This is a genomic window from Acidovorax sp. LjRoot66 (assembly GCF_964253305.1).
In the GTDB taxonomy this organism is placed as follows: domain Bacteria; phylum Pseudomonadota; class Gammaproteobacteria; order Burkholderiales; family Burkholderiaceae_C; genus Acidovorax.
Genome location: NZ_CAXUQU020000001.1, coordinates 5275333 through 5288597, shown reverse-complemented (window position 1 = coordinate 5288597; position 13265 = coordinate 5275333). Strand labels below are relative to the sequence as shown.

At 67.5% G+C, this 13265-nt stretch carries 11 protein-coding genes and 2 tRNA genes; 7 read left to right on the top strand and 6 right to left on the bottom strand.

The genetic code is table 11. From position 1 onward, the window contains the following. Window positions 1–56 precede the first annotated feature (56 nt). Window positions 57–141, bottom strand: a tRNA-Leu gene (locus tag ACSQ3Y_RS24890). Window positions 142–459: 318 nt separating this feature from the next. After that, window positions 460–544, bottom strand: a tRNA-Leu gene (locus tag ACSQ3Y_RS24885). A 19-nt stretch (window positions 545–563) separates the two neighbouring features. Between ACSQ3Y_RS24885 and rnr the strand changes: the two genes are divergently transcribed. Beyond that, entirely contained in the window at window positions 564–2924 is a 2361-nt protein-coding gene (gene rnr / locus ACSQ3Y_RS24880; protein WP_305746605.1) for a ribonuclease R, read from the top strand. A gap of 214 nt (window positions 2925–3138) precedes the next feature. On the opposite strand, the gene ACSQ3Y_RS24875 is transcribed toward rnr, so the two are convergent. Then, window positions 3139–4140, bottom strand: coding sequence for an alpha/beta fold hydrolase (locus ACSQ3Y_RS24875; protein ID WP_436179206.1), 1002 nt, complete (start codon window positions 4138–4140; stop codon window positions 3139–3141). Window positions 4141–4235: 95 nt separating this feature from the next. Here ACSQ3Y_RS24875 and ACSQ3Y_RS24870 point away from each other — a divergent pair, with 95 nt between their 5' ends. Continuing rightward, on the top strand, window positions 4236–4955 hold the full coding sequence (locus ACSQ3Y_RS24870) for a helix-turn-helix domain-containing protein (protein WP_436179205.1): 720 nt from the start codon (window positions 4236–4238) through the stop codon (window positions 4953–4955). A gap of 6 nt (window positions 4956–4961) precedes the next feature. Here ACSQ3Y_RS24870 and ACSQ3Y_RS24865 read toward each other — a convergent pair whose 3' ends face one another. Genes ACSQ3Y_RS24865 through ACSQ3Y_RS24855 form a run of 3 tightly spaced genes read right to left on the bottom strand, consistent with a single transcriptional unit; the run spans window position 4962 to window position 9152 of the window. Continuing rightward, window positions 4962–6482 carry an NAD(P)H-hydrate dehydratase gene (locus tag ACSQ3Y_RS24865; RefSeq protein ID WP_436179204.1) on the bottom strand — a complete coding sequence of 507 codons (1521 nt, stop codon included), beginning with the start codon at window positions 6480–6482 and terminating at the stop codon, window positions 4962–4964. A gap of 53 nt (window positions 6483–6535) precedes the next feature. Next, a complete protein-coding gene (locus ACSQ3Y_RS24860; RefSeq protein WP_436179203.1) occupies window positions 6536–7768 on the bottom strand; it encodes an FAD-dependent oxidoreductase in 1233 nt (410 codons plus the stop codon). 49 nt (window positions 7769–7817) lie between these two features. Further along, window positions 7818–9152: an amidase gene (locus ACSQ3Y_RS24855; RefSeq protein WP_436179202.1), complete on the bottom strand. Its 1335-nt coding sequence runs from the start codon at window positions 9150–9152 to the stop codon at window positions 7818–7820. Between the two features lie 168 nt (window positions 9153–9320). Between ACSQ3Y_RS24855 and rpsB the strand changes: the two genes are divergently transcribed. The 5 genes from rpsB to uppS all read left to right on the top strand — a co-directional run bounded on the left by rpsB (window position 9321) and on the right by uppS (window position 13265). Further along, window positions 9321–10073: a 30S ribosomal protein S2 gene (gene rpsB / locus ACSQ3Y_RS24850; RefSeq protein WP_057205602.1), complete on the top strand. Its 753-nt coding sequence runs from the start codon at window positions 9321–9323 to the stop codon at window positions 10071–10073. 106 nt (window positions 10074–10179) lie between these two features. Next, a complete protein-coding gene (gene tsf, locus ACSQ3Y_RS24845; RefSeq protein WP_436179201.1) occupies window positions 10180–11109 on the top strand; it encodes a translation elongation factor Ts in 930 nt (309 codons plus the stop codon). 56 nt (window positions 11110–11165) lie between these two features. After that, window positions 11166–11888: a UMP kinase gene (gene pyrH, locus ACSQ3Y_RS24840; protein WP_007852283.1), complete on the top strand. Its 723-nt coding sequence runs from the start codon at window positions 11166–11168 to the stop codon at window positions 11886–11888. A 60-nt stretch (window positions 11889–11948) separates the two neighbouring features. Continuing rightward, the gene (gene frr / locus ACSQ3Y_RS24835) at window positions 11949–12509 is read left to right on the top strand and encodes a ribosome recycling factor (protein ID WP_057205606.1); all 561 of its coding nucleotides are present in this window, start codon (window positions 11949–11951) and stop codon (window positions 12507–12509) included. A 21-nt stretch (window positions 12510–12530) separates the two neighbouring features. Beyond that, window positions 12531–13265, top strand: coding sequence for a polyprenyl diphosphate synthase (uppS, locus tag ACSQ3Y_RS24830; protein ID WP_057205608.1), 735 nt, complete (start codon window positions 12531–12533; stop codon window positions 13263–13265).

Sequence of the window (13265 nt, the reverse complement as noted above, 5' to 3'; positions counted from 1 at the left end):
AAGTGCAGCCGCAAAAACAAAAAAGCCGTTGCGGATGCAACGGCTTTTTCTTTGTTTGGTGCCCAGGAGAGGACTCGAACCTCCACGATGTTACTCGCTAGTACCTGAAACTAGTGCGTCTACCAATTCCGCCACCTGGGCTTTCAGATCAGCTTTGAATTATAGAACGTTTTTTGGGGTCGCCAGCGAAGTTGCCAACTTTTTTGAAAATTGTGTGCGGCGAGCACTTTTTTCCGGGCCATCGTTCGATGGCGGCGGTCCGCATGTCCGCAGGCTGTCAGCGGGTATGGGGCAGGCAACCATGCCCATGGGTGCTGCCTGTCTGTGTGTGCTGCGCCTTGGGCCTTGGTTCTGCCGGGTGTCGCGGCCATGGGGCAGGGCGGGCGCGACAAATAAAAAAGCCGCTGTGGGTACAGCGGCTTCGATATTTTGAAAACCATCACTGGTTCTCGTTAAACTTGGTGCCCAGGAGAGGACTCGAACCTCCACGATGTTACTCGCTAGTACCTGAAACTAGTGCGTCTACCAATTCCGCCACCTGGGCATTTCAGGAAAGACTCAGATTGTATATCAAGAAAACCACCCCCGGCGCGCAGTCCGCGCATTTGTCGGACGAAATTGAAGGAAGCGTACAGGGGCACCGTGATGGCCATGGTTTCGTCATCCGTGACGATGGCGAAGGCGACATCTACATCCCCCCCAATGAAATGCGCGCCGTTCTGCACAAGGACCGTGTGCGCGTGCGCATCGTGCGCCAGGACCGCCGGGGCCGCCCCGAAGGCCGCGTGGTCGAGATCATCGAACGCCCGCCCCAGCCCATCATCGGCCGCCTGCTGCAGGAAAGCGGCGTGTGGCTGGTGGCGCCCGAAGACAAGCGCTATGGCCAGGACGTACTGATCCCCAAGGGCGCCACTGGCGCCGCCAAGCCCGGCCAGGTGGTCGTGGTCGAACTCACCGAGCCGCCGGCCCTGTTTGGCCAGCCCGTGGGCCGCATCACCGAAGTGCTCGGCGAGGTCGACGACCCGGGCATGGAGATCGAGATCGCCGTGCGCAAGTACGGCGTGCCGCACGAGTTCTCGGCCGAGTGCCTGGCGCAGGCCAAGGAGCTGCCCGACAAGGTGCGCCCGCAGGACAAGAAGCGCCGCGTGGACCTGACCGACGTGCCCCTGGTCACCATCGATGGCGAAGACGCGCGCGACTTCGACGATGCCGTGTACTGCGAACCGGCCCGCGTGGGCCGTGGCAAGGGCTGGCGCCTTTTGGTGGCCATTGCCGATGTGAGCAACTATGTGGAGACCGGCAGCGCCATCGACATCGATGCCTACGACCGCGCCACCAGCGTCTACTTCCCGCGCCGCGTGATCCCCATGCTGCCGGAGAAGCTCTCCAACGGCCTGTGCTCGCTCAACCCAGATGTCGAGCGCCTGTGCATGGTCTGCGACATGCTGGTCAACGCCAAGGGTGAAGTGCATGCCTACCAGTTCTACCCGGCGGTGATGCACAGCCATGCGCGCTTCACGTACACCGAGGTGGCAGCCATCCTGGCCAACACGCGCGGGCCCGAGGCCAGCAAGCGCAAGGAACGCATTCCGGACCTGCTGAACCTGCACGACGTGTACCGTGCGTTGCTGATTGCGCGCCGCCAGCGCGGCGCGGTGGACTTCGAGACCACCGAGACGCAGATCATCTGCGACGAGAACGGCCGCATCGAGAAGATTGTGCCGCGCACCCGCAACGATGCGCACAAGCTCATCGAGGAGGCCATGCTGGCCGCCAACGTCTGCAGCGCCGACTTCATCGCCCAGGGCGGCCAGCCCGGCCTGTTCCGCGTGCACGAAGGCCCCACGCCTGAGAAGCAGGAGATCCTGCGCAACTACCTCAAGGCCATGGCCGTGGGCATGACCATCGGCGACGATCCCAAGCCTTCGGAGTTCCAGGCCATCGCCGAGGCCACCAAGGACCGGCCCGACGCCCAGCAGATCCACACCATGCTGCTGCGCTCCATGCAGCAGGCCATCTACACGCCCGTCAACAGCGGCCACTTCGGCCTGGCGTTCGAGGCGTATACCCACTTCACCAGCCCCATCCGGCGCTACCCCGATCTGCTGGTGCACCGCGTGATCAAGGCCATCCTGGCCAAGACGCAGTACAAGCTGCCCTCGCTGCCCACGCCGGGCGAGGCCCATGCCAAGCTGGCCAAGCGCCTGGCGTCCCGCGTGGCGGCGCCCGGCACCAAGCCGCGCAAGGACGTCAAGCCGCCGAGCCGCGAGGTCCAGGCCTGGGAGGCCGCAGGCCTGCACTGCAGCGCCAACGAGCGCCGTGCCGACGAGGCCAGCCGCGACGTGGAAGCCTGGCTCAAGTGCAAGTACATGCGCGAGCATCTGGGCGAGGAGTACAGCGGCGTGGTCAGTGCGGCGACGAGCTTCGGCATCTTCGTGACGCTGGACGCCATGTACGTCGAAGGCCTGGTGCACATCACCGAGCTCGGTGGCGAGTACTACAAGTTCGACGAGGCGCGCCAGGAGCTGCGCGGCGAGCGCACCGGCATCCGCTACGCCATCGGCGCGCGGGTGCGTGTGCAGGTCAGCCGTGTGGACCTCGATGGCCGCAAGATCGACTTCCGCCTGGTGCGCGAGGGCGAGGAACTGGTGGGCCGCGCGCTCAAGGACAAGGGCGTGTCGCAGGACGGCCCCGGCGGTTCCGGCAAGGGCCCGCGCAAGGGCGGCAGCAGTGGTCGCTCCAGCAGTGGTGGCCGGCCCAAGGCGAAGGCCGCCGATCCCTCGGCCACCGAGATGGCATCGCTCACGCGCGAGCGCGCTGCGCGCTCGCCCATTCAGGAGCTCAAGGCGTCGGTGAAGAAGGCGGCCGGCAACGGCAAGCCCGGCGGCAAGACCAGCAAGGGCCGCAAGCCGCGCCGCAGCTGACCTAGGAGTGTGCGCGGCAGAAGGAGCATCGGCTGCAACGCCTGACAAACCGGTCTCGCCGGGTATCACCTCCGGCGCCCAGGGGGCCACCCTGGGCTTGTCGGTACTACCCAGCGATCCTCGGTTTTCGGACGTTTCGCTTCGATGCCTTCTGCCGCGCACGCTCCTGGGTCACTGGACCATGGCGGCCCGCGCAGGCGCGGGCCGCCATTTTTCATGGGCGGGCGGCGGCCTGGGGCTGGCCCGTGGCGCCTGGCCGTTGTGCTTGTTGCAGGAAGGCAAGGTAGCGCTGCGCCGAGTCGGCGGGGGCTTCCATCATGGGCAGGTGGCCGATGCCGGACAGGCGCTCGATGCGCGCGCCCGGCAGCAGGGTGTGCAGTGCCTGGCTGCCCGAGATGTCGAACACCCGGTCCTGCTCGCCCCAGAGGGCCAGCGTGGGCTGCGGCAGGCCGGTCGCCAGCCGTTGCTCCAGCAAGTACCGGTCCTTGAGCTGCGCGTCCCACAGCCGTGTGTTGGATGCCGCGTTGCGCAGCGCGTCCTGCCCGCTGGCGTGCAGGATGGGGTAGGGCAGGAAGGGGCGCTTTTCGAACACCAGCGCCATCATGGCCTCGAATGCTGCCGCATCGTGCGCTACCAGCGGGCGCTGCTCGGCGTCGATGAGCCGGTCCATGCGGCTCGGTTGCGGCGAGCGCAGGCCATGCGGTGCGCCGACGAAGGCCACGCTGGCCACCCGGTCCGGGTGTTCCAGCGCCAGCAGCGCGGCAAGGGTGCCGCCCATCGAGTTGCCCGCCAGGTGGGCCTTGGCTATGCCCCAGGCATCCATCAGCTCGCGCAGGCGCCTGGTGTGGGCCGCGTAGTCGTAGGGCTGGGCCTCGTCGCGCGTGCTTTCGCCAAAGCCTGGCAGGTCGGGGGCGATCACGCGGCGCGTGGCGGTGATCGGGCGCGCAAAGTCTGCCCAGTGGTCCTTCTCTGCAAAAATGCCATGCAGCAGGATGATGGGCAGGCCGTCGTGGCCTTGTGCAGTGCCGGGCTCGGTTGTGCCGCTGTCCAGGTAGTGCACCTCGTGCCCCGCGATGCGGACGGTCTTGGCCGAGAGGCCCGAGAGCTGGCGATTGAGGTCCAGCAGCGGCTGCTTGAACAGGGTGGGGGTGCCGTAGTAGAGCGCGGTGGTGACCAGTGCCAGTGCCGCTGAGGTAGAAATGAGGATGCGCTTCAAGAGCAGGTCTCCGTTGTGGGATGGATTGCCGTTGAAGGCTACCGGGAGTGCCGTTTGAAAACTTGCATGTTTGGGCTATGCCAGTGCACAGCACCTTGACATTGGGCCCGGACCGGGCCCTGTATGTCGGCGATCTGCCGCCCACGGGCTGGCATTGCCATGCGGCGCCGGTGCTGCTTGTGGGCCTCTCGGGCCGCTTTGCGCTGCACCTGGGGCCTGGCGTCGTCGAGTCCTGCCACAGCGCGCTGGTCGATGCGGGGGTGGAGCATCTGCTGGACCCTTGCGGCGAGCAGGTGGCGCTGATGTACCTGGAGCCCGACTCGCGCGAGGCACGTGGCCTGCGCCGCCAGTTCGATCGGCGAGGGCCCGTGATCCTGGATGCGGCCATCCCTGTAGGCGCGCGCAGCGCCATGGATGGGTACCTGCGCCACTTCGACCTGCATGCCCTGCTACGGCTGCCGTGGGCGCCGGCGGCGCCGCTCGATGCGCGCGTGCTGCGCAGCCTGCAGGCCCTGCGCACCCCGGGGGATCAGCGGCTTTTGCGCGACGGACTGGCGGCGGGCGTGCAGCTGTCGTCATCGCGCTTCAACCACCTGTTCCGCGCAGAGATGGGCGTCAGCCTGCGCAGCTACCGGGTGTGGTCGCAGGTGCGCCTGGCCATGGCGGGGCTCGCGACCAGCCCGCGCCTGACGGACGCGGCCCTGCATGGCGCGTTTTCCGACTCGGCGCATTTCAGTCGCATGTTCCGCCAGACCTTCGGCATGACGCCGTCGAGCGTGCTCAAGCCCCTGAAGGAGGTGGTGCTGGTGCCGTAGTGGTGGTCAGCGGCCGATCCGCCGTGCCAGTGCGCTGGCCGTCAGTGCCAGGCCCTCGGGCCAGTGGTCCGCAGCCAGGCCATGGGCGTAGACGGCCTCGCTCGCGGCGCGCAGCGCGCTGGCGCCGGCAGCCAGGCGGGCGCCCACCATGCCGGCGAGCACGTCGCCGGTGCCGGCGGTGGCCAGCAGGCCATTGCCCGTGGGGTTGATGGCGGGCACGCGGTCGGCTGCGCTGATCACCGTGCCCGAACCCTTGAGCACGGCCACGCAGTTGAACTGTGCGGCCAGTTGCTGGGCGGCATTCAGCCGGTCGGCCTGTACTTCGGCGGTGGTCAGGCCGAGCAGGCGGGCGGCCTCCAGGGGGTGCGGCGTGAGCACGGTGGGCTGGCCGTGCTGGCCGCGCGCCACCACCAGGGCGTGCAGTGCGGCATCGAGGGCGATGGCGTTCAGGGCGTCGGCGTCCAGCACCAGGCGTGCGGCGCGCGTGATCACCTCGCGCAGCACGCTGGCGACGGCCTCGCCGCCGCCGCAGCCGCACACCACGGTGAGTGCCGCGAGGTCCAGAGCGCCGAAGCGGCGCAGCATCAGCTCCGGCTGGCCCGTGTCCACCTCCAGATGGCCGGCATCCAGCGGGGCCACCAGCACGCGGCCCGCGCCCTGGTGCAGTGCGGCCGAGGCTGCCAGCAGGGCCGCACCGGCCATGCCCATGCCGCGCTGGGACAGGCCCTCGCCGCCGATCACGGCCACGTCGCCGTGGCTGCCCTTGTGGCTGGCGTGCTGGCGTGGCTCGGGCAGTGGCGGGCCGCAGAGCCAGGCATTGGGTGGTTCGTGCCCGGGTGCCACACCCAGGTCGTCGAGCCACACGCTGCCGGCCGCATCGCGCCCGGCGGCGGTGAACAGCCCGGGCTTGAGTGTGAGCAGGCTCAGCGTATGCCGTGGTGAGGCGGCATGGTGCAGGAGCGTTTCGGGTGCCAAGCCTGCGCCGAACTGACCCGTGTCCGCATCCAGGCCCGAGGGCAGGTCCACCGACAGTACCGGGGCGGGGCTGGCCTGCAGCTGCCGCAGGCAGGCCCGCAGGCGTTCGTTGGGTGGGCGCGCTGCGCTGCCGTGGGTGGGTGCGGTGATGCCGATGCCGAGCAGGGCATCGATGCACAGGTCTGCCTCTGTCAAGGTGTCGGGGGCAGTGTCGGCCCATTCCACGTCTGCGGCCAGGGCGCGCTCCCACGACTGGCGCGCGTCGGGCGGGGCGGTCTCGGGCGTGCCCAGCCAGGTCACCACCACGCGGCGGCCGCTGCGCCGCAGGTGCATGGCGGCCTCCAGTCCGTCGCCGCCGTTGTTGCCCGCGCCGCAGGCAATCCACACCGTACGTGCGTGGGGTGCCAGGGCCTGGGCCAGCTGCGCCACGGCCTGGCCGGCGCGCTGCATCAGCGTGTGGGGCGGCAGGCTGTCAGCGGCCGCGCGCTCGATGCGGCGCGTGGCGGCAGTGTGGTGCAGGGCGTGGGGCTGGTGGGGGGTGATGCGGTGCATGGCAGGCGGGCAATGTGGCCGCTGCATTGTGCGCCGACCTGTTCCCCGCAGGCTCAAAACCGCCGCAAGCCCAGCCCGTCGAGGTTGATCTCGGGGCTGCGCTGGGCCACCAGGTCGGCGATGGCGCGCGCGCTGCCGCTGGCCAGGGCAAAGCCGCCCGTGCCGTGGCCGGTGTTGAGCCACAGGCCGGGTATGCCGCTGGCGCCAATCACGGGCGCGCCATCGGGCAGCAGGGTGCGCGCGCCGCGCCAGGTCTGCACGCCGCCCGAGAGCTGTGCGCCGCCGGGAAACCAGTCGTTGAGCGTGCGGTACAGGCGCGCGACGGTGGGGGCGTGGTGCTCTGCGTCGGCGCTGCCCAGCTCGGCCCCGCCAGCCACGCGCACGCGCAGCCCCAGGCGGGTGATGCTGATCTGCTGCTGCACGTCGACCACGCTGGCCTGCGGGGCGTGGGTGTCTTCGCGCAGCGGCGCGCTGACGGAGTAGCCGTACACGGCCGTCATCGGCAGCGGCAGGCCGAGGGCCGGCAGAAGGGCGGCCGAGGCCATGCCGGCGCACAGCACCACGGCGTCGAAACGGCGCGGCGTGGCTTCGCCCTGCACCGCTACGCCCACGGGGTTGGTCGCCAGGCGTTCCACGCGCGTGCCAAAGGCAAACTGCACGCCCCCTGCCTGCGTACCCTGGCGCAGCAGCTGCGCGAACAGCCGGCAGTTGCCTGCAGCAGCGCCGGGCAGCGAGATGGCACCGGCCAGCGGTGTTTCGGGCGACAGCCCGGGCTCGAGCTTCTGGGCGGCGGCGGCATCGATCTCCTGCACGGCCACGCCCGCGTCGCGCAGGCACTGCAAGGCGGGTTGCAGGTGGGCGCGGTCCTGTTCGGTGCGCAGCAGCAGCAGGCGGCCGGGGCTGGCTTCGAAGTCGAGCTCGTGTTCGGTGGCGATCTCCAGCGTGCGTGCCAGGCTGTACTGGGCCAGTCCCTCAAGTGCGGTGGCCGGGCCGGGGCCGCGCTTTGCCAGGCGCTTCCAGTGCCACAGCCAGGACACGTCGGCGCGGCCGAAGCCCTGGGCCAGGCGCACGGTGGATTGCGCGCCCATGAGCCGCGCGGCCGGGGCCATGCCCGGCAGCGACCAGGGCGTCGTCAGCAGGGGGGCCAGCAGGCCGGCAGTGGCAAAGCTGGCATCTTCGGCGGCGGCGTTGCGCTGCTCGAACACGGTGACCTCATGGCCGTCGCGGGCCAGTTCGTATGCGGTGGTGACGCCGATGATGCCGGCGCCCACGATGGCAATCTTCATGAATGGGGAGTATGGGTTGCGTTTGCTGCTTTGCAGCAAACGGCAATTGTTATTTTTCTTGCAGTGCTGCTTCAATGCGCAGCCCGGCGTTGAGCACCCCGTCGTCGCGCAGCGCCCCATGCCAGACCATCAGGCCGATCGGGAGTTCCCCTCGAACGTGGCAGGGCAGCGACAGGGCGCAGCCGTCCAGCAGGTTCACCAGGCTGGTGTTGCGCAGGAGCAGGGTGTTCACGCGAAAGAACTCTTCGTCGCGCTCTGTGCCCGGGGCCACGCTGGCGATGGTGGGGGCGGTGATGGGCACCGTGGGCGAGAGCAGGGCGTCGTAGCCGTCGATGGTGGCGTGCATGCGCCGCTGCCAGTGGTGGCGGGCGTCGATGAGGGCCAGGTATTCCCAGGCGGTGAGCGTGGCGCCCTTTTCGATGCGGGCGCGCACCCGGGGGTCGTACTGGCCCCCCTTGGAGGCCAGCAACTCGCGGTGCCAGGCATAGGCCTCGGGCGGCGAGAAACCGTACGCGGGCTGCTGGGCCGACTCGGGCAGGGCGATGGTGTCGATGCGCGCTCCCGCGCGGCGCAGGGTGGCGAGCGTGCGTTCGAAGGCCTGGGCCACCGTGGCGTCCAGGCCGTCCAGGAACAGGGTGGTGGGCACGGCCAGGCGGTAGCCGGCCAATGGGGCGGGGCTGCGCGTGACGCGCGTGGCCGACAGCAGTTCGTGCACCACGATGGCATCGCCCACGCTGCGCGTCATGGCGCAGGCCGTGTCCAGCGTGGTGGACAGCGGCACGGCGCCCGAGGTGGGCACCAGGCGCTGCGTGTTCTTGAAACCCACGATGCCGTTGAGCGCGGCCGGGATGCGGATGGATCCGCCCGTATCCGAGCCCAGGCCCACGAAGGCTGCGCCGGTGGCCACCGAGACGGCCGCGCCGGAGGAGGATCCGCCTGGCACGCGCGCCTCGCCGGGCAGCGCGCCAAAGCGCGCATCCCAGGCGGCCGGGGTGCCGAAGTGGGGGTTCACCCCCACGCCGGAAAAGGCGAATTCGACCATGTTCGTGCGGCCGATGAGGCTCGCGCCGGCGGCGCGCAGCCGTGCCACGGCCGGGCTGTCCTGCTGCGCCGGGGGGCTGTCGGCGAGTGCCGTGGAGCCGGCTGCCGTCGGCTGGCCCGCGATGTCGAACAGGTCCTTGACCGAAACCGCCAGCCCGGCCAGGGGCCTTTGCGCCATGCCCGGCTGCACCACGGCGGTGCGTGCGGTATCGAAGAGGGTCTGCAGGAAGCTGTGGGTATTGGCCGGCGCTTCTGCTGCCGCGATGCAGCGTTCGAGTTCTGCGGCCGGGGTGCTGGTGCCGGCCCGCAGGGCCGAGCGGGTGGCAAGAAGGTCTGGGAGCATGGGTGTGCTAGAATCCTTGGGTTTTGCTGGGAGCAGTAGCGCTTTGTGCGTGGGGCTTGTAGCAAAACCAATCGCAAACCAGCCCTGTCAAGGTGTTGCAGCGGTCGTGGGAAACACGGCGTTGCAAATATTGGGGCTGATTTTAGACCTAACCTTTGGAGTATTCTTATGTCCGTTACCATGCGCGAAATGCTGGAAGCCGGTGTCCATTTCGGTCACCAAACCCGCTTCTGGAACCCCAAGATGGCCCCCTACATCTTCGGCCATCGCAACAAGATCCACATCATCAACCTGGAAAAGTCGCTGCCACTGTTCCAGGAAGCACAGAAGTTCGCCAAGCAACTGGCTGCCAACCGCGGCACGATCCTGATGGTCGGCACGAAGCGCCAGGCCCGCGAAATCCTGTCCACCGAGGCCCTGCGCGCCGGTGTTCCTTTCGTTGACCAGCGCTGGCTGGGTGGCATGCTGACGAACTTCAAGACCGTGAAGACCTCGATCAAGCGCCTGAAGGACATGAAGGCCCAACTGGAAACCGGCCTGGACAGCCTGAGCAAGAAGGAACAGCTCACGTTCACCCGTGAGATCGAGAAGCTCGAAAAGGACATCGGCGGCATCCAGGACATGGCTGCACTGCCAGACGCCATCTTCATCATCGACGTGGGCTTCCACAAGATCGCCGTTGCCGAAGCCAAGAAGCTCGGTATCCCGCTGATCGGCGTGGTTGACACCAACCACTCGCCCGAAGGCATCGACTACGTGATCCCCGGCAACGACGACTCGGCCAAGGCCGTGATGCTGTACGCCCGCGGTATCGCCGACGCGATCATCGAAGGCCGTGCCAATGCCGTGAACGAAGTGGTGAAGGCCGCTACGTCCGAGAGCAGCGACGAATTCGTGGAAGTGCAAGAAGCCGCCGCCTGATAGCCCGGCTGCGCGATCCGTCGCGAACAAAAGCGGGGCTCCTGGTTAGCCCCCTTTTTTTTAGCCCGAATCTGAATCGATTGAACCGAACACCGAAGGAATAAAGATGGCTGCAATTACCGCAAGCATGGTCGCCGAACTGCGTGGCAAGACCGATGCACCGATGATGGAATGCAAGAAGGCGCTGACCGAAGCCGAAGGCGACATGGCCAAGGCCGAAGAGCTGCTGCGCGTCAAGCTGGGCACCAAGGCTGGCAAGGCCGCTTCGCGCATCACCGCCGAAGGCGTGGTCGCCAGCTTCATCAATGGCACCAACGGCGCCTTGGTCGAAGTGAACAGCGAAACCGACTTCGTGAGCAAGAACGACAGCTTCATCGCACTGGCCAATGCTGCTGCCGAGCTGATCGCCAAGCACAACCCCGCCGACGTGGCCGCCCTGGGTGCTCTGGCCTACGAGCAAGACAGCTTCGGCCCCACGCTGGAAGACGTGCGCAAGGGCCTGATCGGCAAGATCGGCGAGAACATGTCGTTCCGCCGCTTCAAGCAGTTCAACGGCACCAGCAAGCTGGCCTCGTACCTGCACGGCACGCGCATCGGCGTGGTCGTCGAGTTCGAGGGCGACGAAGTGGCTGCCAAGGACGTGGCCATGCACATCGCCGCCATGAAGCCCGTGGCCCTGACCAGCGCCGACGTGCCTGCAGACCTGATCGAGAAAGAGCGCTCGGTGGCTGCCGCCAAGGCGGCTGAAGACAAGGCCAAGGCCGAAGCCGAAGGCAAGCCTGTGCAGTCCGACGAAATCGTGACCAAGCGCATCGAAGGCGGCGTGCAGAAGTTCCTCAAGGAAGTGTCTCTGTTCAACCAGGTCTTCGTGAAGGCTGCGGACGGCAAGCAGACCGTCGAGCAGATGCTCAAGGCCACCAACACCACCGTCAAGGGCTTCACCCTGTACGTGGTGGGCGAAGGCATCGAGAAGAAGGTTGACGACTTCGCCGCCGAAGTGGCCGCCCAGGTGGCTGCCGCCAAGGCCGCTGCCTGATCGCTCCCTGCAACAACCTCACCCAAGCCCTGCACCACCTACCGGAGAAGTTTCCCATGTCCAACGCTGCACCAGCCCACAAGCGCATCCTGCTCAAGCTGTCTGGTGAGGCGCTGATGGGGGATGACGCCTTCGGCATCAACCGCGCCACCATCGTGCGCATGGTGGAGGAGATCGCCGAAGTCACCCGCCTGGGTGTGCAGGTGGCGGTGGTGATCGGTGGGGGCAACATTTTCCGTGGCGTCGCGGGCGGCTCGGTCGGCATGGACCGGGCCACCGCCGACTACATGGGCATGCTGGCCACCGTGATGAACGCGCTGGCCCTGGCCGATGCCATGGACAAGCAGGGCCTGATCGCCCGCGTGATGTCCGCCATTGCCATCGAGCAGGTGGTCGAGCCCTACGTGCGCCCCAAGGCGCTGCAGTACCTTGAAGAGGGCAAGGTGGTGGTCTTCGCGGCCGGCACAGGCAACCCCTTCTTCACCACCGACACGGCTGCGGCCCTGCGCGGTGCCGAGATAGGCGCCGAGCTGGTGCTCAAGGCCACCAAGGTGGACGGCGTTTATACTGCCGACCCCCAGAAGGATCCCACGGCCACGCGCTACACGAAGCTCAGCTTCGACGAGGCCATGTCCCGCAACCTGGGCATCATGGATGCGACTGCCTTTGCCCTGTGCCGCGACCAGAAGCTGCCGGTGCGGGTGTTCTCGATCATCAAGCACGGCGCGCTCAAGCGCGTGGTGATGGGCGAGGACGAGGGTACGCTGGTTTACGCCTGATGACGATGCACGGGCGGGCTGCGCGCCTGCCCGTCTCTGGTCTGCCCCGAGGAGAAAAACATGACGATTGCCGACATCAAGAAAAACGCTGAAACCAAGATGGACCAGTCCATCTCGGCCTTCAAGAACAACCTGCAGAAGATCCGCACGGGTCGCGCCAACCCCTCGCTGCTCGACTCCGTGCAGGTCGAGTACTACGGCTCCTTCGTGCCCCTCTCCCAGGTGGCCAACGTGGCGCTGATCGACTCGCGCACCATCAGCGTGCAGCCCTGGGAAAAGGGCATGGGCGCCAAGATCGAAAAGGCCATCCGCGAAAGCGACCTGGGCCTGAACCCCGCTTCCATGGGCGACCTGATCCGCGTGCCCATGCCGCCGATGAGCGAAGAGCGCCGCAAGGAAATGACCAAGCTGGCCCGCACCGAAGGCGAGAGCGCCAAGATCGCCGTGCGCAACCTGCGCCGTGACGCCAACGAGGCGGTCAAGAAGCTGGTCAAGGACAAGCTGGCTTCCGAAGACGACCAAAAGCGCGCCGAAGCCGACGTGCAAAAGTTCACCGACCGCCACATCCTGGAGATCGATGCGCTGGTGGCGGCCAAGGAGCAGGAAATCATGGCGGTTTGAGCCTGAGGCTCGAACATTCGCATGCCAGTATCTCCGGTGGTGCCACACCACATTGCCATCGTCATGGATGGCAACGGCCGCTGGGCCACGCGCCGTTTCCTGCCGCGCCTGGCTGGCCACAAGCAAGGGGTTGATTCATTGCGCCGCTGCGCACGCGCCTGTGTGCAGCGCGGCGTGGGTGTGCTCACCGTCTTCGCCTTCTCGTCCGAAAACTGGAACCGGCCGGCCGATGAGGTCTCTGGCCTCATGGAGCTGCTGGCCATGGCGCTGGCGCGCGAGGTGCCCCAGCTCATGAAGGACGGCGTGCGCCTGTACTTCGTGGGCGAGCGCACGGGCCTGTCGCCCAAGGTGCAGGGTGGCCTGGCCCAGGCCGAGGCCGCCACGGCCCACAACACGCGCCTGGTGCTCAACGTCTGCTTCAACTATGGCGGGCGCTGGGACATTGCCCAGGCAGCGGCGGCCCTGGCTGCCAAGGGCGAGCCGATCACCGAAGCCAGCCTGAATGCGGCCATGGGCATGTCCCACGTGCCCGACCCGGACCTTGTCGTGCGCACCGGTGGCGAGATGCGCATCAGCAACTTCCTGCTGTGGCAGATCGCGTATTCGGAGCTGGTCTTCAGTGACCGGCTGTGGCCGGATTTCGACGAATCCGCACTCGACGAAGCCATTGCGGCTTACAGTGCGCGGGAGCGCCGCTTCGGCAAAACCTCAGAACAGATCACCCTGTCCGCGCATCCCGATCCGATGCCGGGCTGA

Excerpts from the sequence above, each read along its gene's own strand:
- frr (WP_057205606.1), top strand. The coding sequence starts at position 11,949 with ATGACGATTGCCGACATCAAGAAAAACGCTGAAACCAAGATGGACCAG.
- ACSQ3Y_RS24860 (WP_436179203.1), bottom strand. The coding sequence starts at position 7,768 with ATGAAGATTGCCATCGTGGGCGCCGGCATCATCGGCGTCACCACCGCA.
- tsf (WP_436179201.1), top strand. The coding sequence starts at position 10,180 with ATGGCTGCAATTACCGCAAGCATGGTCGCCGAACTGCGTGGCAAGACC.
- uppS (WP_057205608.1), top strand. The coding sequence starts at position 12,531 with ATGCCAGTATCTCCGGTGGTGCCACACCACATTGCCATCGTCATGGAT.
- ACSQ3Y_RS24865 (WP_436179204.1), bottom strand. The coding sequence starts at position 6,482 with ATGCACCGCATCACCCCCCACCAGCCCCACGCCCTGCACCACACTGCC.
- rpsB (WP_057205602.1), top strand. The coding sequence starts at position 9,321 with ATGTCCGTTACCATGCGCGAAATGCTGGAAGCCGGTGTCCATTTCGGT.
- pyrH (WP_007852283.1), top strand. The coding sequence starts at position 11,166 with ATGTCCAACGCTGCACCAGCCCACAAGCGCATCCTGCTCAAGCTGTCT.
- ACSQ3Y_RS24855 (WP_436179202.1), bottom strand. The coding sequence starts at position 9,152 with ATGCTCCCAGACCTTCTTGCCACCCGCTCGGCCCTGCGGGCCGGCACC.